The organism is Staphylococcus cornubiensis (genome assembly GCF_900183575.1).
Lineage (GTDB): Bacteria > Bacillota > Bacilli > Staphylococcales > Staphylococcaceae > Staphylococcus > Staphylococcus cornubiensis.
The window spans coordinates 68,369-89,972 of record NZ_FXUZ01000007.1 but is presented as its reverse complement, the minus strand read 5'-3'; the positions used below and the strand labels follow the sequence as shown (position 1 = coordinate 89,972).

Sequence of the window (21,604 nt, the reverse complement as noted above, 5' to 3'; positions counted from 1 at the left end):
GGCTGATACCATTAGCCCAGCTTGCAGAGTTGGCTTACGCAAGATATTGAACCGCCGAGTACGGAACCGTACGCTCGGTGGTGTGAGAGGACGAATAGTCAATTAATGACTATTCTCCTACTCGATTTGGATTTTAAAAATGAATTGAGTGAAAGAAGAGCAGAAATCCAGCAATATTTCCAGCAAATGTAACATTTCAATAGAGCATTGGAGGTGTGTCAATGTAATCATCAGAAAGCTAACTCCAATCTCCCCACAAAAACGATTTAGAGCGAGAAGTGATGTGATATGAGAGTAAAAATGATAAAGTATGAAGTGAAGAGCTAGGGAGGTTGTAAGCCATTGTCCCATAAGCTTTACTGCTCCAACATTGCCGAAAACGTGCAAGACTCCCGAGGGATAGAGCTGAAGAGGAAAACCTACCAATGAAATATTTCGATAGAGTATTTGGGAATGACAATGTAATTAGCAGAAAGCTCACTTCAGTCCCCAAAAATGATTGAGATGAAGAAGGGAAAAGTTGTAAAAACCGTGGAATGATGAATAAAAGTGGTTGTAAGCCATTGTCCCATAAGCTTTACTGCTCCAACATTGCCAAAACCGTGCAAGACTCCCGAGGGATGAAGTTGAAAACAAAATAACGTCATTTAACTTTGACAGTGGCTACTGTTTATCGCAGTAGCTGTCTGACTTCTCAATGTTTGTGCTTTTGAGAAGTCTAGTCAGCCTTGCGGGGGCAGTACGACGAAATCTTTGCTACACATGAGATTTCTGTACTGCTCCCAAAATCCAATTCGGCTTCCATCAAGTGTATGCTTCAATCAAGCCGAATTTAGTTGAAGGGCCAGCCCCTGGGAAAGCACTGCACGGTTCGGCAATCGGACGAACAACAAACAATATGTACATCAAGTGTTAAAAAACTAAAAACTACAATTACTGAATCACTTCATGTAAATAAGCCGTTATCTCATCGCCTTCTTCTTCACTTACACCTAAAATATAAGCAATATAACCTTCTTCCTCTAAATCATCCGACCCAATAATCCCAAACTTATTCGTCTGTGTATTCAACACCAACGTTTTTCCATAATGACGATCCGTTTGAATCAACACTAAATCATAGCGGCTATGTTCACCGACAAAGCCAACGAAACGAATTTGAGAAGGTTCCATATCATCGTATAAAAACATATCTATCATGTGTGTTACTCCTTTAAAAATCATGTTATGGCAAGTATAGCGATAAATGAAGTTGCATGCAAAATTATGATATGATAGAGAGGAATAGGGGTGACCATAAAGTGTATTTTGTTGATAAAACACAATTAGAAACGAAATTAAAATATTTAAAACAACTGACTGAAGATTATGAGACGGTGAAATCAAATCATTACGCATTTGAACGTGTCGCACAGATGTTGATTGAGTCATCAGTAGATATCGGTAATATGATTATCGATGCCTTCATTTTAAGAGACCCAGGCAATTATAAAGATGTGATTGATATTTTAGAACTGGAAGGTGCCATTTCTAAAGAGACGCAACAAGCATTACATCAAACGATTGATGTGCGCCGTCAGTTCGTGCATTATTACGATACATTAGACACAGCGCAGTTAGTCCCATTATTTGATGAAACAGTCCCATTTTATCAGCAGTTTATTCAAGAAATTTTACAGTTTTTAGAAAATGAAAATGTCCCTGTAACAGCATTTGGAAAAGGAGCGCAATAAGCAATGAAAGCATACAAAGGCTATTTAATCGACTTGGACGGTACGATGTATAAAGGAAATCAAAAAATCGAGGGTGCATCAGAATTTATTGACTACTTAAATGAGCATCAAATTCCGCATTTATACGTCACGAATAACTCAACGAAAGCACCAGTCGATGTAGTAGACAAATTAACGACAATGGCCATTGACGCCAAACCGCAAGAAGTCATTACGTCAGCTATGGCAACAGCAGATTATATCCATAGTGAAAAGCCAGGTGCAACAGTGTTTATGATTGGTGGCTCTGGTTTAGCGACAGCATTAGAAGAGGCAGGCTTACAACTTAAAAATGATATCGATGTCGATTATGTCGTAGTCGGATTGGACGAAGCGATTACTTATGAAAAATTAACGACAGCAACATTGGCAGTTCAAAACGGGGCCACATTTATTTCTACTAATCCCGATCCATCAATTCCAAAAGAACAAGGCTTTTTACCAGGCAACGGTTCTTTAACAAGTGTTGTAACAGTATCATCTAAACAACAGCCGATTTTTATAGGTAAACCTGAGACACCGATTATGGAAAAATCACTAGAAGTGCTACAACTGAACAAAGATGAAGTTGCGATGATTGGTGACTTGTACGACACAGATATTATGGCAGGTATTAACTTTGGCATTGATACCATTCACGTTCAAACAGGTGTGACGTCGAAAGAAGAAGTGATGCAACGTGATGTACCACCGACACACAGTGTGAAAGATTTGAATGAGTTACGTGAACAATTAAACAAAGGCGAGTGATCAGAAATGGAAAAAATTTTAGTAACGCGACGAATTCCACAAAAATTTTTAGAACGTCTAGAAACATTAGGTGAAGTTGAAATGTGGGATCATGAATTAACGCCTATGCCACGTGAAAAATTTTTAGCAGCAGCACAAGATAAAACGGCCATACTTGTCACTTTGAGTGAAAAAATTGACGCGACTTTATTTGAAGCGGTACCGAAATTGAAAGTCGTCGCAAATATGGCTGTAGGGTACGACAACATTGATTTACATGCAGCAGCGCAACATGAAGTCGAGATTTCAAACACACCACACGTTTTAACAGAAACGACAGCTGAATTAGGCTTTGCACTCATGATGGCAACATCTCGACGTATCGTGGAGGCTGAAAAATACGTAAAAGATGGCAAATGGGAAAGTTGGGGCCCTTATTTGTTAGCTGGAAAAGATATTTATCATTCAAAAGTTGGGATATTTGGAATGGGTGAAATCGGCCGTGCCTTTGCGCGTCGTTTAAAAGGGTTCCACGCTGACATTTTGTATCACAACCGTACACGCAATATACAAGCTGAACAAGAATTAGGTGCGTTTTATACATCATTTGATAAATTGATTAAAGAAAGTGACTTTGTCATTTGTACGGCACCATCTACACCAGAAACACAAAACAAGTTTAATAAAGAAGTATTCAAGAACATGCGCAATGATGCCATCTTTATTAATATCGGTCGCGGGGATTTAGTCGTTGAAGAGGATTTAGTTGACGCGATTGAAACGGGTGAAATTGCGGGCTGTGGTTTGGATGTCGTACGCGATGAACCGATTCGCATGGACCATCCGTTACTTCAATATCCGAATGTGATTATCACACCACATATTGGTAGTGCCACTGTTTTGACACGTGACCAAATGATTCAAACATGTCTATTAAATATTAAAGATGTTTTAGAAGGACAAAAGCCGCGTAATCAAGTCAAAGTGAACTAGCATTTCAAAATAAAAAGAGTCGGGACATAAAAATATTTGATACTATTGATGCAGTAATGTGTTTAACTTGCCCTATTCTTAAGATGTATGACTTTGGATTGCCCTCATGGCTTCGCGTTCCTAGGGACTTGCCTCAACTAAATTCGGCTTGATTCAAGTGTAGACTGGAATGAAGCCGAATTGGATTTTCGGCTGCGTCTGATCCCTCAGGAGTCTCAGCCTTCTGGGCAATCTTACATCAAATGTAGTCACTTAGGGCAAGTTTATGAAATGAAGACAACCCATAGCATCCAATTTTTACGTCCAATTCATTCTTGATTTTTGGCTGTTTTATCTTCATTAATCGAAATAAGTTCATCAATAGGAAAGGGACTGGGAAAACTTAATATCCCAGTCCCTTTCCTCATCTCATATGAAATACAACATTGATTTAAACATGTTGTTAGAATACTTGTTCGACCTCGATAACGCCTGGTACTTCTTCAACTAATGCACGTTCAATACCAGCTTTTAAAGTAATCGTACTACTTGGGCATGTTCCACAAGCACCGAGTAATTGAAGTTTTACAATACCATCTTCCACGTCGACAAGTTCACAGTCACCGCCGTCACGTAATAAGAATGGGCGTAATTTCTCGATGACTTCTGCAACTTGATCGTACATTGTAGCATTTTCAGTTGGCATGTGTAATGCCTCCTTTCAAATTTAAATGGTTCATTTTATCCTTATCTTTTTATTATAATAGAATCAGTACAAAAAATCTATCGAATCAATTAGGGGGATGACTATGGAAAAGGTAAGCGTAGTTGTGTATGGTGCAGAAGTGGTTTGTGCAAGTTGTGTGAATGCGCCAAGTTCGGAAAACACGTATGATTGGTTGAAAACATTATTACCACGAAAATATCCAAACATCGATTTTGAATATACGTATATTGATATTATGGGGTCACAAGACAATTTGTCAGATCATGATGTGCAGTTTATTGAACAAATTCAAGAGGATGAACTGTTTTATCCACTTGTGACGATGAACGATGAATATGTGGCTGACGGTTATGTCCAATTGAAGCCGATTAAGCGTTTTATTGAACGAAACTTTGAAGTATCAGCAGAATAGGAAAAGTCTAGATAAATAGCGGTGAGTGTGAATAAGCACTTACCGTTTTTTAATGTGTTTTTGATTTTTATTTCCAAACATGGACGATGACTTGAACACCCCTCAATACAAAAATGCCAAAATGGACGAGACTCCCGTGGGTCAGCTCTTGGGAAAGTGTGTCCATCATGGCATTTGTAAAATACAATATATCAAAAAGTAAAGGTTCAAATTCTATCCGTTATGATGTTTATACAACCAAAGTACGCCCGATTTCAAGATGGAAGCTAAACGTCCTGTCACTGTAGTGTCCATCAAATAAGCAAAGCCTTTCTTTTCACCTAAAGAACCTAAGAAACCTTGAATTTTAATTTCAGGCATTTTTTCGGGTAAACTTTTGCCTTTCCACAATGTTGTTAACACCATGGCGATTTGGTCTGCTTGTTCTTCAGCCAGTTGCGCACTCGGTGCATGTGGCAAGTTCGCACAGTCCCCGACAACATAAACATTTGTATACGTCGGAATTTGATGATATTGATTGACCATCACGCGATTGCTACGACTTAAGTCAACGGGAAGGTTACGCACGATTTCGACAGGCTGAATCCCTGCTGTCCATACGATTAAGTCGTGTTCATTTTTTGTTTCTTTATTATAAAGTGTACCTGGTTCAACTTTGACGATATCAGAGTTAGGTACGACGGTAACATCGTGTTGATCGAACCATTTTTTTACATAATTACTTAATTTTTCAGGGAATTGATTTAAAATACGCTCACCGCGGTCGTATAGGTAGATTTTTAAGTCTCCACGGCTTTCGCGCAACGCACTCGCGAGTTCGATACCGCTTAACCCAGCACCGACAATACCGACAGTTGCATTGGTAGGAAGATCAGAAATGTCGTGGTAAGTTTTACGAGCGTCATGTAAAGTTTGGATGCTATACGTATATTCTTTAGCACCTGGGACATTGTGGTATTTATCTTCACAGCCTAGACCGATCACTAATTCATCGTAATCGACTTTTGTTTGACCTACAGAAATGATTTGATTGTCTAAATCGATATCTGTAATTTCTCCGTATACTGTGTGTGTTCTATCATGCTGTGGGAAATTAACACGTACCTCTTTATCAGATTTAGAGCCAGCAGCTAATGCATAAAATTCTGTTTTGAGCCCATGGTAAGGCATCCGGTCGATTAACGTAATATTATAATCATTTGGAAGCGCGTCTGGTAAAATTTTAGACATAATGCGCATGTTACCATAACCGCCGCCTAGCAATACTAAATTCTTCATTTTGATACCCCTCTTTAGTGATGTATATTCCGATATCTATTTCGGCAATGGACTCCACACAAAACGAAATAGGTACCGTTCAAGTAATTCATAATAGCTCTAATATTAATTATATCCCTTTTTTGAAAGCCACACAAACAAAGGAAAACACGTGCTTTCAATTTTTTTCATAAGCTAATTTCGCCAACACCATCGACACGCATCATGAAGCACTACCATGAGCCGTCGCATAGATGTCGTTACTAAAATTTGTTATACTGATACCATTAAAGGATAAAAGAGGGTGTAAAATGAATCCGATTGTCGAGTTCTGTATTTCTAATATGGCGAGAGGTTCAGAAGTTGTTTACCAAACTTTAGAAAATGATCCGCAAGTGGACGTTCTAGATTATGGTTGCCTTCAAAACTGTGGAATTTGTTCGTCGGGGCTCTACGCACTTGTGAATGGAGATATAGTCGAAGGTGATACGCCAGACGATTTATTGCAAAATATTTATAAGCATATAGAAGAAACGTGGATTTTTTAAAGGAGGCTAAAACATGGCAGTAGTCAATTTAACAGAAGCAGCAGCATATGAAGTCAAAGACATGTTGAAACAAAATGATATGGCAGATGGTTATTTAAAAGTGAAAGTGAACGGTGGCGGCTGTACAGGTTTAACATACGGCATGACTGCTGAAGCTGAACCAGGTGAAAACGATGAAGTACTTGAATTCTATGGTTTAAAAGTACTTGTAGATAAAGAAGATGCGCCAATTTTAAATGGCACAACAATCGATTTTAAACAATCCCTTATGGGTGGCGGTTTCCAAATCGATAATCCGAACGCGATTGCATCATGTGGTTGTGGTAGTTCGTTTAGAACAGCGCAAGCAGCAGGTTCACCAGAAAGCTGTTAATTTGGTGGAGCTATGACGAGATTTTTATGTTCATTGAAGATTTTGTCACGCTTTTAAAATGAATGATTATAGCAACTTGAGATAAAGCAGAACATCCGAGACTTTTTAATGCATGAGGAAAAGTCTCGGATTTCTTCATGCTGCACAGATTGGATAACAATATTAAATGATTCACTTTGTTTTAAAAAATATCGAACTGAGAATCGTTGAAAATAATTCATGAAAAATTATGGAAGCTCATGAAAACTTATGGGGTATTAACTTGAATTCAATAATAAAAAACTATACACTTATTAATGACAACATTTTACAATTTTGTGTACTGTAAAAATTAAGAGGGTATACAGCATTATTGGAAATTGATTATATTTACGAAAGAATAGGTGAATGCAAATGGCAGAACGTAAAAAAGTACTTGTTTTAGGTGCTGGTTATGCGGGCTTACAAACTGTTACAAAACTTCAAAAAAAATTATCAGAACAAGACGCACAGATTACATTAATCAACAAAAATGACTATCACTATGAAGCGACTTGGTTACATGAAGCTTCGGCAGGTACATTAAATTATGAGGATGTATTATATCCAATCGAAAACGTGTTGAAAAAACATGTTGATTTCGTTCGTGCGGAAGTTACAAAAATTGACCGCAATGCGAAAAAAGTTGAAACAACACGTGGTATTTTTGAATATGATATTTTAGTTGTTGCTTTAGGTTTTGAGTCAGAAACATTTGGTATCGACGGTATGAAAGATTACGCTTTCCAAATTGAAAATGTACATACTGCTCGTCAAATTTCACGTCATCTTGAAGATAAATTTGCAAACTATGCTGCATCAAAAACGAAAGACGAGAAAGATTTAGCGATTCTTGTCGGCGGTGCAGGTTTCACTGGAATTGAATTTTTAGGTGAATTAACAGACCGTATTCCTGAACTTGCCAACAAATACGGTGTAGATCAAAGCAAAGTGAAAGTGACTTGTGTAGAAGCTGCACCGAAAATGTTACCAATGTTCTCTGATGAGCTTGTTAGCCATGCAGTCAGCTATTTAGAACAACGCGGAGTTGAATTTAAAGTCGGTACACCTATCGTTGCTGCAAATGAAAAAGGTTTCGTTGTTAAAATTAATGACGAAGAACAACAATTAGAAGCGAACACAGTGATTTGGGCTGCAGGTGTTCGGGGTAGTCAATTAATGGAAAAATCATTCGAAGGTGTTAAACGTGGACGTATCGTAACTAAACAAGATTTAACTATTGAGGGTTATGATGATATTTTCGTAATTGGTGACGTATCTGCGTTCATTCCTGAAGGTGGCGACCGTCCGTTACCAACAACTGCACAAATCGCAATGCAACAAGGTGAAAAAACAGCTTCTAACATTGTGAACATTTTAAAAGGTGCGCCAACAGAAGACTTCACATACATCGACCGTGGTACAGTGTGTTCATTAGGTCGTCATGATGGTGTAGGTATTGTTTATGGTCGCGAAATTACTGGTAAAAAAGCAGCGTTTATGAAGCGTGTGATTGATACACGTGCAATCTTTAAAATTGGTGGTTTAGGTTTAGCTTACAAAAAAGGTAAATTTTAAGCATCAATCGACCCTGCTTTGAATAGACGATATTAAAATCCATAGTCTCGCTAAGTTAGGTTTTAAGATAATGCATTGATGGTGAAACCGCATCGCTTTCATCCAACCAATGTTTGATTAGAGAAAAAGATTTTAAGCATACGATGCACATATACGTGGGGGGCATCCTGTAGCGTATATGGCAATTGCAGGGAGTGGAATGTAGGAATCTAAATGTGATGTTTAGGTTTCTATTCCGCTCCCTTTTTACATACTTGAAAGGAGTGGAAGTTATGCCTTCACAAACAGAAACATCAGCGGTCATTGTGGCCGGTATTCCAGAACATTTAAATCAATATTTCGATGTGGTGAAACAAGATACAGCATTTTTGGATGCACTTACAGAATTAAAAGCACATCATCTCATCAGTGCACAAAAAGGTGAAATTGCTTCTACGGCAGTCACAATAGACGGGCAAATGCATCGTTTGATTACGGTCGGCCTCGGTAATTTGAATCAACTGAAAGCACAAGATTATTTAAAAATATGGGGTCGCTTATTCCAATATTTACAACAAGGTCCGATTTCAAAAATTAATTTGAAAGTGAATACGTTTTTAGCAAAATCACTGGAATCAGAAACGATATTTAATTTAATGGGGCTTCAAAGTGAACAAGCCATTTACCAATTTGATGATTATAAATCTGACAAAAAAGCACCATTCCATCTTAAAATGGCGTTAGATTGTGACCAAGTGTCAGACTATACACAACCGATTGAAGCGGGTCAAAAGGTAGGGCGAGCGATTAACCGTGCGCGTGACTTGAGTAACACACCACCGAATATTATGACACCTGCTTATTTAGCTGAAACGGTTGAACACTATTTTAAAGATACAACAGTTAAAGTACAGGTGAAAGATGAGCGTGAGATTGAACAAGAAGGCTTCGGATTAGTCCAAGCAGTCGGGAAAGGGTCTGTGCATCCACCACGCATGATTACATTAGAATATCAAGGTGATCCAGAGCATGAAGACCAAGTGATTGCGTTAGTAGGTAAAGGGATTACGTATGACTCTGGTGGTTATTCAATTAAAACTAGAACTGGCATGCCGTCTATGAAATTTGATATGAGTGGCGCAGCGAATGTCATCGGTATGGTTGAAGCCATCCAAGCGTTGAAACTTAAAGTCAACATTGTTGCGGTCATTGCGGCAGCTGAAAATATGGTTGCGAATAATGCGATGAAGCCAGATGATGTATTTACAGCATTAAGTGGTGAAACGGTAGAAGTGCCGAATACCGATGCAGAAGGTCGTTTAGTATTAGCCGATGCAACATTTTATGCAAACCAGTATCAACCGAAGATGATCATGGATTTTGCGACTTTAACAGGTGCTGCCATTGTTGCATTAGGAGAAGATAAAGCGGCCGTATTTCAACAACACGTACAACCAGAAGTGTTAAATCAAATTTTTCAAATCTCTCAAACATATGAAGAACCTGTGTTTGAATTGCCAATTACGGATACAGAACGTCAAAATATTAAAGCGTCTGATGTGGCAGATTTAACAAACCATATCAACGGTCACGGAAAAGCTTTATTTGCGGCGGCATTTATTATGCATTTCAGTGGTCAAACACCACATCTTCATTTCGATATTGCCGGCCCAGCAACGGTGAACAAAGCGACACATAAAGGTCCAAAAGGTCCAACAGGCTTTATGATTCCAACAATTGTAACATGGTTGAAAAATGAATACGGTTTAAATCAATAAAAATGATCGGGAGATGGGAGATAACATTTTAATCTCAATGCACCTTAATTGACTTTACATTTCCATATTTTGATTTTCGTTCATCACAGGAAACGAGACTGGGATAGTAGTTTTCTCAGTCTCTACTTTTTTATGAACATATATAATAAAACAGCCAAAAATGGGTTTGAATGAGACGAAAAAAATTGGATGCTAAGGTTGTCTTCATTTCATAAATTTGCCCTAAGTGACTGCATTTGATGTAAGATTGCCCAGAAGGCTGAGACTCCTGAGAGATATAGTTAATAACAAAATACTGCATCCATAGCATTAAAAATGATTATGTCCTGTCTCCTTGTCATTTTTGAATAGTTTTCATTGACGAACAATCAGACAACTGTTAGTATTATACCCATATGCTTTAGCTCGATAATGAATTAAAGGAGATAGAAATATGAATGCAGTGTTAATTGCGGTTGTCATTATGATAGTGCTCTGTTTATGTCGAATTAATGTCGTCATTAGTTTGTTTATTAGTGCACTGATTGGCGGATGGATTGCAGGTCTGCCGTTTGATAAAACAATTACAACTTTTACAGAAAATATTGTTGATGGGGCAGAAGTCGCGCTCAGTTATGCGTTACTAGGTGGTTTTGCTGCACTCATTTCATACAGTGGTATTACAGATTATCTCGTACGAAAAGTGATTTTATCTATTCGTGCAGAAGAGACAAAAGTGTCACGAATTAAAGTGAAAGTACTGATTATTGTCAGCTTATTATTACTCAGTATTATGAGTCAAAACATTATTCCAGTACATATTGCTTTTATTCCTATTGTCGTACCACCATTATTAAGCTTATTTAATGAATTAAAAATCGATCGACGTCTCATCGCGATGATTATCGGTTTTGGTCTTTGTTTTCCGTACGTTTTATTACCATTTGGATTCGGACACATCTTCCATGAAATTATTCAAAAAGGGTTTGAAAAGGCACATCACCCGATTGAATTTAACATGATTTGGAAAGCGATGTTGATTCCGGCATCCGGTTACATCATCGGCCTTATTATTGCAATGTTTTATTATCGTAAGCCGAGAACATATCGTGAGTCAGCAACACAAGAGGAAGAGATAGCAGTGGACTTAAAGCCATCTGTTATTATTGTTACAGTTGTTGCAATATTGGCGACATTCCTCGTTCAATTGTTCTCAGATTCGATGATTTTCGGTGCTTTAGCAGGTGTTCTCGTCTTTTTCATCTCTGGTATTTATTCTTGGCGCAAACTGGATGACCAATTTGTAGAAGGGATTAAAATTATGGCCTATATTGGTGTCGTCATTTTAACTGCGAATGGTTTTGCAGGTGTGATGAATGCCACAGGAGATATTGAAAAGTTAGTCAAAGGTTTAACTGCGATTTCCGGAGATAATTTATTGGTTAGTATCGTATTGATGTATTTAATTGGTTTAGTCGTCACTTTAGGGATTGGTTCTTCATTCGCGACAATTCCAATTCTAGCAGCACTCTTTATTCCATTTGGTGAAGCGATGGGCATGAGTACAATGGCACTCATCGCATTAATCGGTACTGCCAGTGCACTTGGAGACTCAGGTTCGCCAGCGAGTGATTCTACATTGGGACCAACAGCAGGGCTCAATGTAGACGGTCAACACGATCATATTCGTGACACATGTATTCCAAACTTTGTCTTTTATAACATTCCACTCATTATTATGGGAACTGTCGCGGCACTCGTATTATAATAATAGAAAAAGGAGTGACCCTCATGACGAACTTAATCGAGTTATTGGAAATGAAAATTGAGGAACAAGCAGACGGTTATCTTAAAATGTCGATGCCTGTCACAGATCAAGTCAAACAGCCATTTGGTTATTTACATGGTGGTGCATCGCTAGCATTAGGGGAGACTGCATGTTCATTAGGATCGGCCCATTTAATAGACACTTCAACACAGATTCCTTTAGGTTTAGAAATGAACGCAAATCATATCAGCTCAGTGCGTGAAGGTATCGTTTATGCAGAAGCACGTATTCTTCACCAAGGGCGTACAACACACGTATGGGATATTCATATTAAAAACGAAGCAGGGCAGTTGATTTCAGTCATGCGCGGTACGATTGCGATTAAACCATTGAAAAAATAATTTGAAAGCAAAAGCTGGGAAGCAATGGATGATATGCTCCCAGCTTTTTTATGATAAAAGAAAATCATAATAATCAAAGTTTTTATAGCTCATCCTTCTCACGTTTTCTCTTTTTGAACAAAGATATCACAACATCAGGTAAAAGGAGTAAAAACAAAAAGCCAATAGCAACTTGTACTGCCGTTGCACTGAACCCTTGATAGAAGATATAGACTAAAAAGAGAAGTAACGTCAAAATCAAAACAATGAAAATACGCTTGAGCATCCCATTACCTCATATGAAAAATGTTACTATGATATTATCATGAAATTTCTATTCGTATAATCATAAAAATTGAATAATTAAAAGAATATTTCAAAACATAAAGAAACGGCTAGGATACAAATACGCCTAGCCGTTTCTTATATTAAGCAAAAATGAATGATTTTGCCTCTATAACTTGGTATCTTTCATATCTTCCTTCACTTCATCGAGCTTCAATCGTTTGGAGGCAGGTGTTTTTAAGTTATATGCCGCTTTCAATACGAGATGGCTCGCCAAAGGACCTGTAATAAATACAAAGACGATACCGATAATCAGTTGGAAATTCACGTAGCCTTCTTTACCGATAAAATAGATAAAAGTTCCAGTCAATAACAACATTGCGCCAAGTGTCGAGGCTTTACCTGCAGCATGGGCGCGAGAGTACACATCGTCCAGTCGAATCATCCCGATAGCTGCGAGTGCACTAAACAAAGCACCGACAATAACGAGGATAAGACCAATACTAATCGTGATCGTTTCTGTCATATTCAATCACCTGACCTTTATCCATAAATTTGGCGAACACTGCTGTCCCTAAAAATGCGAGAATCCCAATTAATAAAATCGCAACAATCATATAGTGTGTGCCTAAAATAATTGAGAACAGCCCAATAATTGCCATTAGCTGAATACCAATCGCATCTAACGCTACGACACGATCCGGCAATGTAGGACCAAGAATCACACGGACAAGCATTGCTAAAATCGATAAAACGACGATGACTAAAGCAATAATGATAAAAATATCATAGTTCATTACGATTCACCCACCTCTCTCACTGCTTTTTCAAGAGAGCCTTTAATACCAGCAACTTCTTCTTCTTTTGTTGAGAAGTTTAAACAGTGAATATATAAACGTTTCATATCATCATTGACCCCGATAACGACAGTGCCGGGTGTTAATGTGATTAAATTCGATAGTAATGCGACTTGCCAAGGATGCTCTAAGTCTGTTTCATATACGAAAAAAGCAGACTCATTTTTAATGCGTGGTTGAAGGATAATACGCAATACGTCAATGTTGGCTTTGATTAGTTCGAGTAAAAAGACAAATACCAGTTTGACGACTTTATACAGCGTAATGACATAAAAGCGTCCTGGTAAGAGTTGACGCATTAAAAAGACGAGTAGTAATGCGAAAAGATACCCTAATACAAAAGCATTCATCGTATAGCTATCAGAAACGAACAACCAAAATAGTGCTAAAACGATATTGATTAAAATTTGTATTGCCATATTACTTCACCCCCAATACGCTATGAATATACGTGTCTGGCTGATAGAACGACTTCGCAGCTTCTGCAACGATAGGATAAAGTTGTCCTGCTGTAAGACCAAAGACGACTGAGATTACGACTGCTAATATACTCACTGCTAATAAACCGCGGTGATGTAGGCGTGGGTTGTAGACATAGCCGTAACTTTTACCGAAGAAACCACGTAAAAATATGTTAATCACTGAATACAAGACGACAAGGCTTGACAGTAACACGATAATCCCTGTCGCATAAAATCCTTCTTCAAAAGCGGCTTGAACGATGTAAAGTTTACCATAAAAACCACTTAATGGTGGGATCCCCGCTAAACTTAAAGCAGCGATAAAGAATGTCCAACCTAAGACAGGATAATGGTGAATCAGACCACTGAATTTGCGCAAGTCTGTCGTTTTTGTGATTTTATACATAATCCCAATCAGGAAGAAGAGTGCGGCTTTAATTAACATATCGTGAATCGTGTAGTAGATGGCACCAATCATACCAGATTCGTTCATTAAGCCGACACCAACTAAAATGACACCAACTGCAATCATAATGTTGTACAAAATAATCCGTTTCGTATCGCGGAAACCTACAGCACCGACCGAACCAAAGATAATTGTCAACAAGGCAAGTGCTAAAATCGTGTAATGTGAAAAAGTCAATGTGTCATGGAAGAATAAGCTCATGACACGCGCAATCGCATAAACACCAACTTTTGTAAGTAAGGCACCAAAGAACGCGATAATAGCGAATGGTGGCGCGTAATATGCACCTGGTAACCAAACATACATTGGAAAGACCCCAGCTTTTGTCGCAAATACAAAGATGAATAATATAAATGCGACACTTAATAAACCTGGATGATCTTCAGAAACAGTGTTCAACTTTTGACTAATATCAGCTAAGTTTAATGTCCCGACAATAGAATATAAAATACCTACTGCCATAACGAAAAAGGCAGAAGAGACGACGTTGACTAACAAGTATTTAACACTTTCTTGAAGTTGGATTTTAGTCCCACCAATCACCATTAAGCCATACGAGGACATTAAAAATACTTCGAAAAAGACGAATAAGTTAAAAATATCGCCTGTAATAAAAGCGCCGTTAATCCCCGTTAACATCATCATAACTGTGAAATAGTAGTAATATGTCTCACGATGTAAACCAATCGATTGATACGAAAATAAAATGATAAGTAACGTGATAATAATACTTGTTGTCACGAGTAGGGCACTAAATAAATCTAACACGAAAACAATGCTATAAGGGGCTTCCCAAGAGCCTAACCGTAAAACGATAGGGTGACCAGTTTCCCATACGTTCACTAAATTCCATATCGAAATGGCTAATGTAATGAGTGTCCCTGTTAATGCGATGTAACGTTTAATAAAAGGTCGGAGTCCACTAAAAATTAACAGAATAGCCGTAATAATAGGGACGACTAAAACCATGACGATTAAGTTTTCATTCATCATCTTCTTGTGGCACTCCTTTCATTCTTTCTACGTTGTCTGTTCCTAATTCTTTATAACTTCTGAAAGCGAGTACTAAGAAAAAGGCAGTGACCGCAAATGAAATCACGATCGCTGTTAAGATTAATGCTTGTGGGATAGGATCTACATAATCAGAAACGCCTTTTTCATAAATAGGCACATTCCCATTTTTAAGACCACCCATCGTTAAAATAAATAAGTTTGCAGCATGTGACAATAGCGTTGTACCGATAATAATTCTAATCAAACTTTTAGAAAGAATGAGGTACACACTGATAGAAGTTAACAAGCCACAAACGACGATTAAAACGATTTCCATTACTCATTCTCTCCAATCGTTAGAATAATTGTAAGTACTGTGCCGATAACGACAAAAAGTACGCCGGTATCAAAAATGACAGCGGTATGCACATGCATCGGTTGAAGTAAAGGAAGTGGAATATCCACAGACGTATGAGTAAAGAAGTTCTTCCCATACGTCCAACTAAGCATAGGCGCACCCACACAGAAAGTTAAACCTAAAGCAATTAACTTTTTGAAATCCCAAGGGAACACTTTGCGCAGTGTTTTGACGTCAAATGCCACCGCAATAATCACAAGTGCACTTGAGACGAGTAAACCGCCAATAAAGCCGCCCCCCGGTGTGTAATGTCCAGCTAAGAAAAGTGAGAAGCCGAACATCATAATTAAGAAAAAGATAATTAATGATGAATACTGCGCAATTAAATCATTTTTCTGTCTGTTCAATCTTCTCAACCCTTTCATAACCGTTTTTATGTTTCGCACGTAATTTAATTAACGTGTAAATGCCCATACCTGCAATACCGAGTACAGATGATTCGAACAATGTATCGGTACCACGGAAGTCGACAAGTATCACGTTGACCATGTTTTTACCTTCTGCTAAGTCGTATACGTGTGCTTTGTAGAACTCGCTAATCGATTCAAAGTGGCGATTGCCATATGCGATTAAACCTAACACGATGACAACTGCGCCGACACCGATAGAAATGATCGCATTGACGACACGATAGCGCACAGATTCGTTATAGCGACTCATATTAGGTAAATGATAGAAACAAAGTAAGAATAGTGCTGTAGAAATCGTTTCTACAACGAATTGTGTTAAGGCAAGGTCAGGCGCATTAAAGAAAATAAAGAAAATCGCCATAGAATAACCGACTGCACTTAACATGATGATACTGAATAATCGTGAACGCGCAAAAATAATCATAATCGCAGCAATTGTAATTGTAATCACAGATACAAATTCATAAGGTCTGATCGGTGACACCTTCATCAAATCTACTGTGAAAGGTACAAAAATCAATGTCACAAATGTGAGTACAATCATCATGAAAAAGATAATGACTAAATTGTTACGATTGAATCCTGTCATATAAGTACGCGTAATTTGTGTTGCGTAGTACGGTGTGTAACGTCCAGTTTGGTTATACCAATGATTTAAAGTCAGCACGTTTGGAATACCTCTTAACGCAGGTACCCAACGTTTAGCTGTTAGAAGTAAGACGATACCTACTGCATAAATGACTAATGTTGCGATAAATGCTGGTGTGAAGCCATGCCATAAATGGAACGAAGCACTGACTTCATTTGTATTTGCAATCGATTTGACTGCAGGTTCAACGAGTGGTGAAGACACAATACTTGGGAATAAACCAATCGCAATGACTAAAGTCGCTAAAATCGTTGGTGAGATATTCATCAGTATTGAAGCTTCATGTGCTTTGTTCGGTAGTGCATCCGGCTTATGGTCACCTAGGAAAATCTCCACGATAAATTTAAATGAATAAACAAATGTGAAAATACTACCGACAATCGCGACGATAGGAATTAACAACCCGAGTGTATTTAAGCTGAATATCGAAGCATGTGTCACTTCTATCATTGATTCGATAAAGGCTTCTTTAGATAAGAAACCATTGAACGGAGGTACGCCCGCCATACTTAATGATGTGATGATAGATAAAGTAAATGAAATCGGCATGATTGTCATTAAGCCACCGAGTTTACGAATATCACGTGTTCCTGTCGCGTGGTCCACTGCACCTGTAATCATAAACAGTGCGCCTTTAAATGTCGCGTGATTGATTAGGTGGAAAATCGCTGCACTGTATGCGGCAAGGTAGAGCTGACTTTCATCGCCTTGGAAATGATAACTCACTGCACCGATACCGAGCATCGACATGATCATTCCGAGTTGAGACACCGTTGAAAATGCTAAAATCCCTTTAAGATCCTGTTGCTTCGTCGCATTGAGCGAGCCCCAGAATAATGTGACGAGACCAAATGCAGTCACAGCCCAAATCCAACCTTGTGAAACTGCAAAAATCGGTGTTAAACGTGCAACGAGATAGATACCTGCTTTAACCATTGTTGCTGAATGGAGATACGCACTGACAGGTGTCGGTGCTTCCATCGCATCTGGTAACCAAATGTAAAATGGAAACTGTGCAGATTTTGTCATTGCACCAATAATTACAAAAATCATGGCGAGAAGAAAAATCGGTGACGTTTGAATTTGATCAACGTTTTCGATAATCTCACGAATTCGCCACGTGCCTGAAGCAAGATACAGTAGGATGAAACCACCTAACAATGATAGACCACCAAAAACGGTAATCATCATCGACTTCATGGCACCATAAAGTGACTTGTCTTTGTGTCGCCAAAAAGAAATCAGTAAGAAACTTGAAAATGATGTTAACTCCCAGAAAAAATAAAGGACGAGTAGATTATCAGAAAGTACGACACCGAGCATCGCACTCATAAACATTAACAAGTAACAATAAAAATGACCCAGTTGTTCTGATTGGCTTAAATAACTAATTGAATATAGTACAACAAGACTCCCAATGCCAGTAATCAGTAAACTAAAGAGTAAACCTAGGCCATCGACATAAACGTCAAAGTTCATCCCAATTTGTGGCATCCAAGCAGCCGACTGTTCTGTAAATTGCCCGGACATTGTTGGTTTAATATAAGATAGAAAATAAGCAAACAATACGACCGGTATCGGTAATACAAACCAACCGAGATGGATGCGTTTGTAGAAGCGATACAACATCGGAATGAGTATTGCGAATATTAACGGTAACAGGACCGCCATATGTAACCAACTCATAAATTGCCCTCCTTTAAAAACTACGATATATCTATTATACATGATTGTGAAACGTCTGAAAAACATGGCAACACTAAGAAGGGGCCACTTTTCAAACACTTTTAAATAAGAAGAAACACGTCGTTATTAAGAAAAATTTGTTCGATATTGGCGTGCATAATCTTCTTTAAGTTGTGCTAAACAATTTAAAGATGCATGGGCAAATGGTGTGTCGAGTGCTTGTAATTGATTTTCGAGTGTTGTTAAAGCACGTTGTAACGTTACGGTATAGTCCTCGATGTCACCTTCAAATGGTTTTAAGCGACTAGGAGACGTATATCTTTTTTCATAGAGACTTAACGCTTTTCGTTCATGGAAAAAGACCCCTTCAACTTCATTTGGGTTATGGAGGTCGCCTTGTTTCGGGTGTTTAATCACTTGTAGCACTTTGACTAACACCTGATCTCCCTTTTCTTCTACGATCTCTACAGCATAGACACCAGTTTTATGTGCAAAACGATAAAGCATGTCAATACCATCCTCTCTCAAATATGTTAAAATAGTTATATACAACAGTTTATCACGAATGGAGTATTAAAAAATGACTAACTATCCACAATTAACGAAAGAAATTCAAGAAAATGAAATTAAAGTGATCATGCATACGAATAAAGGGGACATGACATTAAAGTTATTCCCTGAGATTGCACCTAAAACAGTTCAAAACTTTGTTGAGCTTTCTAAAAAAGGTTACTACGATGGGATTACGTTCCACCGTGTCATCAATGATTTTATGATTCAAGGTGGTGACCCAACTGGTACGGGTATGGGCGGCGAAAGTATTTACGGTGGCCCATTTGAAGATGAGTTTTCAATGAACGCGTTTAACTTATACGGTGCGTTATCAATGGCCAATGCAGGTCCAGGTACGAACGGTTCACAATTTTTCATCGTTCAAATGAAAGAAGTACCGGCACAAATGGTAGACCAACTTGTTGATGGCGGCTGGCCAAAAGAAATCGCTGAAGCATACAAAGAAAAAGGCGGTACACCTTGGTTAGATCAAAAACATACAGTATTCGGTCAATTGATTGAAGGTGAAGACACTTTAGAAGATATCGCAAGTGTTAAAGTCGGTGCACAAGACAAACCGATGTACGATGTTGTCATTGAATCGATTGACATTGAAGAATAATCAATGAATGGAGGTCATCACGTGGCAAATAATGATTTGAATATTCGATTGTATCAATATTTAGCGGATTGGAATCCTATGCAATTTGATGACCCAACAATGGGAGACGCAGAAATTTACGAAATGATGGATGCAGTACATCAAATAGGCGAGGCAGAAGCCGTTGCACAAGCATTTCAACAGATTTATCAATTTTCTTTTGATGAAACATTGCCATATGACGTTTGTTTAGTGAAAGCAACTGAAGCGGTCAATATGCAAACGGCGTGTAGTATATCTTAATAAATAGAGAAGTCGGTAAAAATCATTAACGGTTTTTATCGGCTTTTTTAGTTGTCTTAAAGAGGTGTAGAATATTTTCATTTAAATTTAATTGTAAAAATAGTGTACTTTTTAATTTTGAGGGTAAACTCAATTTAAGTGACGGAAAATTCTGTCATAATTAAACAATTGAGGGGGATTGTCATGACGAAAAAATTATTTAGTATTGATTTGAATAAGAAAATGGACCAACAAGCACATCCAGGGCACAATCGATGGCACCCAGATATTCCAGCAGCGTTTTCAGTCGAACCGGGAGAATCGTTTCGTATGGAATGTTTAGACTGGACTGATGGACAAATTTCAAATAATGATGACCCGAGTGATATTAAATATGTGAATCTCAACCGTGTTCATGTCTTAAGTGGACCGGTCTATGTGAATGGTGTTGAACCGGGTGATTTATTGGTTGTTGATATTTTAGATGTCGGTGCATTTCCAGAACATGAATGGGGCTTTAACGGCATATTTGACAAAACCAATGGGGGAAGTTTTTTAGTCGATCATTATCCGAATGCGCAAAAATCGATTTGGGACTTTAACGGTATCTTTGCGTCAAGTCGGCACGTACCAGGTGTTGAATTTGTAGGTGTCATTCATCCAGGTTTAATCGGTGTCGCACCATCACACGACATGTTGGCAGAGTGGAATAGAAGGGAACAAGCACTCGTTGACACTGATCCGAATCGTGAACCGCCACTTGCGAATTTACCGACTGAAGATGCGGTCGTACTCGGCACGTTAAAAGGAAAAGACTTCGACCGTGTTGCGAAAGAAGGCGCCCGTACAGTACCGCCACGTGAAAATGGTGGTAATTGTGACATTAAAAATCTATCTAAAGGTTCAAGAATTTATTTCCCAGTATTTGTTGAAGGCGCGAAATTGTCAGTAGGTGACCTTCATTTTTCACAGGGGGATGGTGAGATTACATTTTGTGGTGGTATTGAAATGCCGGGATGGATTGATTTAAGAGTCAACGTGATTAAAGGAGGTATGGAAAAATATCATATTAAGAAAAATCCAGCGTTTAATCCGAGCCCAGTATTACCGAACTACTCGGATTATATTGTGTTTGAAGGCATTTCGGTCAATGAATTTTCAGGAAAACAAACTTATTTAGATGCCAACACGGCTTATCGAAATGCATGTTTGAATGCGATTGAATTTTTGAAAACACGAGGATTCACAGGTGAGCAAGCCTACATGTTACTTGGTTCAGCACCCGTGCAAGGAACTGTAGCGGGGATTGTCGATGTGCCTAATGCTTGCTGTACGATAGCGATACCACGAGAAATCTTTAAACCGGGCGTGATGCCAGATAAGGATGAATTTTAATGCCGAACTATTCTTATACATGTAAAAACTGTGGCACATTTACAATTCGACAACGCATTTCAGAGCAACATGAAACAGCGTCATGCCCATCATGTCAACATACAGCGAAACGTGAATTTGTCGCATTTCAAACGTACAAAATGGATACTCGTGTTAAACAACGTATCGAAAAAGGCCAACAACCGCGTCTTGTTAAAAGAGAAAACTTGCCTAAAAAAAGAACACAAGCACCACAAATGACACGACCATGGATGGCAGGGCATTAAAAGAACGCAAAAA

25 protein-coding genes are annotated in these 21,604 nt (G+C 38.3%); 14 read left to right on the top strand and 11 right to left on the bottom strand.

The genetic code is table 11. The features are described from left to right. Window positions 1-933: 933 nt before the first annotated feature. Window positions 934-1,200 (bottom strand): DUF3055 domain-containing protein, encoded by a 267-nt coding sequence (locus tag CCE82_RS08705; protein WP_086429007.1) that lies wholly within the window; start codon window positions 1,198-1,200, stop codon window positions 934-936. Window positions 1,201-1,301: 101 nt separating this feature from the next. Here CCE82_RS08705 and CCE82_RS08700 point away from each other — a divergent pair, with 101 nt between their 5' ends. From CCE82_RS08700 to CCE82_RS08690, 3 genes are read left to right on the top strand one after another with little or no spacing between them, the layout of a single operon-like run. After that, window positions 1,302-1,733, top strand: a complete 432-nt coding sequence (locus CCE82_RS08700) for a DUF86 domain-containing protein (protein WP_167370972.1) — start codon at window positions 1,302-1,304, stop codon at window positions 1,731-1,733. Window positions 1,734-1,736: 3 nt separating this feature from the next. Then, window positions 1,737-2,522, top strand: a complete 786-nt coding sequence (locus tag CCE82_RS08695) for a TIGR01457 family HAD-type hydrolase (protein ID WP_086429005.1) — start codon at window positions 1,737-1,739, stop codon at window positions 2,520-2,522. Between the two features lie 6 nt (window positions 2,523-2,528). Next, window positions 2,529-3,494 carry a 2-hydroxyacid dehydrogenase gene (locus CCE82_RS08690; RefSeq protein ID WP_086429004.1) on the top strand — a complete coding sequence of 322 codons (966 nt, stop codon included), beginning with the start codon at window positions 2,529-2,531 and terminating at the stop codon, window positions 3,492-3,494. 442 nt (window positions 3,495-3,936) lie between these two features. On the opposite strand, the gene CCE82_RS08685 is transcribed toward CCE82_RS08690, so the two are convergent. Beyond that, on the bottom strand, window positions 3,937-4,179 hold the full coding sequence (locus CCE82_RS08685; protein WP_037572314.1) for a NifU family protein: 243 nt from the start codon (window positions 4,177-4,179) through the stop codon (window positions 3,937-3,939). 103 nt (window positions 4,180-4,282) lie between these two features. On the opposite strand from CCE82_RS08685, the gene CCE82_RS08680 reads away from it, so the two are divergent. Then, a complete protein-coding gene (locus CCE82_RS08680) occupies window positions 4,283-4,612 on the top strand; it encodes a YuzD family protein (protein WP_086429003.1) in 330 nt (109 codons plus the stop codon). A 213-nt stretch (window positions 4,613-4,825) separates the two neighbouring features. Here CCE82_RS08680 and CCE82_RS08675 read toward each other — a convergent pair whose 3' ends face one another. Continuing rightward, entirely contained in the window at window positions 4,826-5,890 is a 1,065-nt protein-coding gene (locus tag CCE82_RS08675) for an NAD(P)/FAD-dependent oxidoreductase (protein ID WP_086429002.1), read from the bottom strand. Window positions 5,891-6,180: 290 nt separating this feature from the next. Between CCE82_RS08675 and CCE82_RS08670 the strand changes: the two genes are divergently transcribed. The 6 genes from CCE82_RS08670 (at window position 6,181) to CCE82_RS08645 (ending at window position 12,291) form a co-directional block, all read left to right on the top strand. Further along, on the top strand, window positions 6,181-6,417 hold the full coding sequence (locus tag CCE82_RS08670) for a YuzB family protein (protein WP_086429001.1): 237 nt from the start codon (window positions 6,181-6,183) through the stop codon (window positions 6,415-6,417). 13 nt (window positions 6,418-6,430) lie between these two features. Next, window positions 6,431-6,790 carry a HesB/IscA family protein gene (locus CCE82_RS08665; protein ID WP_019168300.1) on the top strand — a complete coding sequence of 120 codons (360 nt, stop codon included), beginning with the start codon at window positions 6,431-6,433 and terminating at the stop codon, window positions 6,788-6,790. Window positions 6,791-7,183: 393 nt separating this feature from the next. Further along, the gene (locus tag CCE82_RS08660; RefSeq protein ID WP_086429000.1) at window positions 7,184-8,386 is read left to right on the top strand and encodes an NAD(P)/FAD-dependent oxidoreductase; all 1,203 of its coding nucleotides are present in this window, start codon (window positions 7,184-7,186) and stop codon (window positions 8,384-8,386) included. Window positions 8,387-8,658: 272 nt separating this feature from the next. Beyond that, on the top strand, window positions 8,659-10,143 hold the full coding sequence (locus CCE82_RS08655; protein WP_086428999.1) for a leucyl aminopeptidase family protein: 1,485 nt from the start codon (window positions 8,659-8,661) through the stop codon (window positions 10,141-10,143). A 433-nt stretch (window positions 10,144-10,576) separates the two neighbouring features. Beyond that, on the top strand, window positions 10,577-11,890 hold the full coding sequence (locus CCE82_RS08650; RefSeq protein ID WP_086428998.1) for a Na+/H+ antiporter family protein: 1,314 nt from the start codon (window positions 10,577-10,579) through the stop codon (window positions 11,888-11,890). A gap of 23 nt (window positions 11,891-11,913) precedes the next feature. Beyond that, the gene (locus CCE82_RS08645) at window positions 11,914-12,291 is read left to right on the top strand and encodes a hotdog fold thioesterase (RefSeq protein ID WP_086428997.1); all 378 of its coding nucleotides are present in this window, start codon (window positions 11,914-11,916) and stop codon (window positions 12,289-12,291) included. A gap of 433 nt (window positions 12,292-12,724) precedes the next feature. Here the strand turns inward: CCE82_RS08645 and CCE82_RS08635 are convergent, their stop codons facing one another. The 8 genes from CCE82_RS08635 to CCE82_RS08600 form a co-directional block, all read right to left on the bottom strand. Then, window positions 12,725-13,081 (bottom strand): Na+/H+ antiporter subunit G1, encoded by a 357-nt coding sequence (locus CCE82_RS08635; RefSeq protein WP_086428995.1) that lies wholly within the window; start codon window positions 13,079-13,081, stop codon window positions 12,725-12,727. Then, window positions 13,059-13,352 carry a Na(+)/H(+) antiporter subunit F1 gene (locus CCE82_RS08630; protein ID WP_086428994.1) on the bottom strand — a complete coding sequence of 98 codons (294 nt, stop codon included), beginning with the start codon at window positions 13,350-13,352 and terminating at the stop codon, window positions 13,059-13,061. The genes CCE82_RS08635 and CCE82_RS08630 overlap by 23 nt, the downstream gene beginning before the upstream one ends. Further along, on the bottom strand, window positions 13,352-13,831 hold the full coding sequence (locus CCE82_RS08625; RefSeq protein ID WP_086428993.1) for a Na+/H+ antiporter subunit E: 480 nt from the start codon (window positions 13,829-13,831) through the stop codon (window positions 13,352-13,354). Before CCE82_RS08625 ends, CCE82_RS08630 begins: the two co-directional genes overlap by 1 nt. 1 nt (window position 13,832) lies before the next feature. Further along, window positions 13,833-15,332 carry a Na+/H+ antiporter subunit D gene (locus tag CCE82_RS08620; protein WP_086428992.1) on the bottom strand — a complete coding sequence of 500 codons (1,500 nt, stop codon included), beginning with the start codon at window positions 15,330-15,332 and terminating at the stop codon, window positions 13,833-13,835. After that, complete coding sequence (mnhC1, locus tag CCE82_RS08615; protein WP_014614416.1) at window positions 15,322-15,669, bottom strand: Na+/H+ antiporter Mnh1 subunit C; 348 nt, start codon at window positions 15,667-15,669, stop codon at window positions 15,322-15,324. Before mnhC1 ends, CCE82_RS08620 begins: the two co-directional genes overlap by 11 nt. Then, window positions 15,669-16,115, bottom strand: coding sequence for a Na(+)/H(+) antiporter subunit B (locus CCE82_RS08610; protein WP_086428991.1), 447 nt, complete (start codon window positions 16,113-16,115; stop codon window positions 15,669-15,671). The genes mnhC1 and CCE82_RS08610 overlap by 1 nt, the downstream gene beginning before the upstream one ends. Continuing rightward, on the bottom strand, window positions 16,078-18,495 hold the full coding sequence (locus CCE82_RS08605; protein ID WP_086428990.1) for a Na+/H+ antiporter subunit A: 2,418 nt from the start codon (window positions 18,493-18,495) through the stop codon (window positions 16,078-16,080). The genes CCE82_RS08610 and CCE82_RS08605 overlap by 38 nt, the downstream gene beginning before the upstream one ends. Window positions 18,496-18,621: 126 nt before the next feature. Continuing rightward, window positions 18,622-19,002 (bottom strand): kinase-associated lipoprotein B, encoded by a 381-nt coding sequence (locus CCE82_RS08600; protein ID WP_086428989.1) that lies wholly within the window; start codon window positions 19,000-19,002, stop codon window positions 18,622-18,624. Between the two features lie 73 nt (window positions 19,003-19,075). Here CCE82_RS08600 and CCE82_RS08595 point away from each other — a divergent pair, with 73 nt between their 5' ends. From CCE82_RS08595 to CCE82_RS08580, 4 genes are all read left to right on the top strand, one after another. After that, window positions 19,076-19,669, top strand: a complete 594-nt coding sequence (locus CCE82_RS08595; RefSeq protein ID WP_014614412.1) for a peptidylprolyl isomerase — start codon at window positions 19,076-19,078, stop codon at window positions 19,667-19,669. Window positions 19,670-19,690: 21 nt separating this feature from the next. After that, entirely contained in the window at window positions 19,691-19,951 is a 261-nt protein-coding gene (locus CCE82_RS08590; RefSeq protein WP_086428988.1) for a DUF1871 family protein, read from the top strand. Window positions 19,952-20,134: 183 nt separating this feature from the next. After that, window positions 20,135-21,325 (top strand): formamidase, encoded by a 1,191-nt coding sequence (gene fmdA / locus CCE82_RS08585; RefSeq protein WP_086428987.1) that lies wholly within the window; start codon window positions 20,135-20,137, stop codon window positions 21,323-21,325. After that, window positions 21,325-21,591, top strand: coding sequence for an FmdB family zinc ribbon protein (locus CCE82_RS08580; protein ID WP_086428986.1), 267 nt, complete (start codon window positions 21,325-21,327; stop codon window positions 21,589-21,591). The genes fmdA and CCE82_RS08580 overlap by 1 nt, the downstream gene beginning before the upstream one ends. Window positions 21,592-21,604 lie beyond the last annotated feature (13 nt).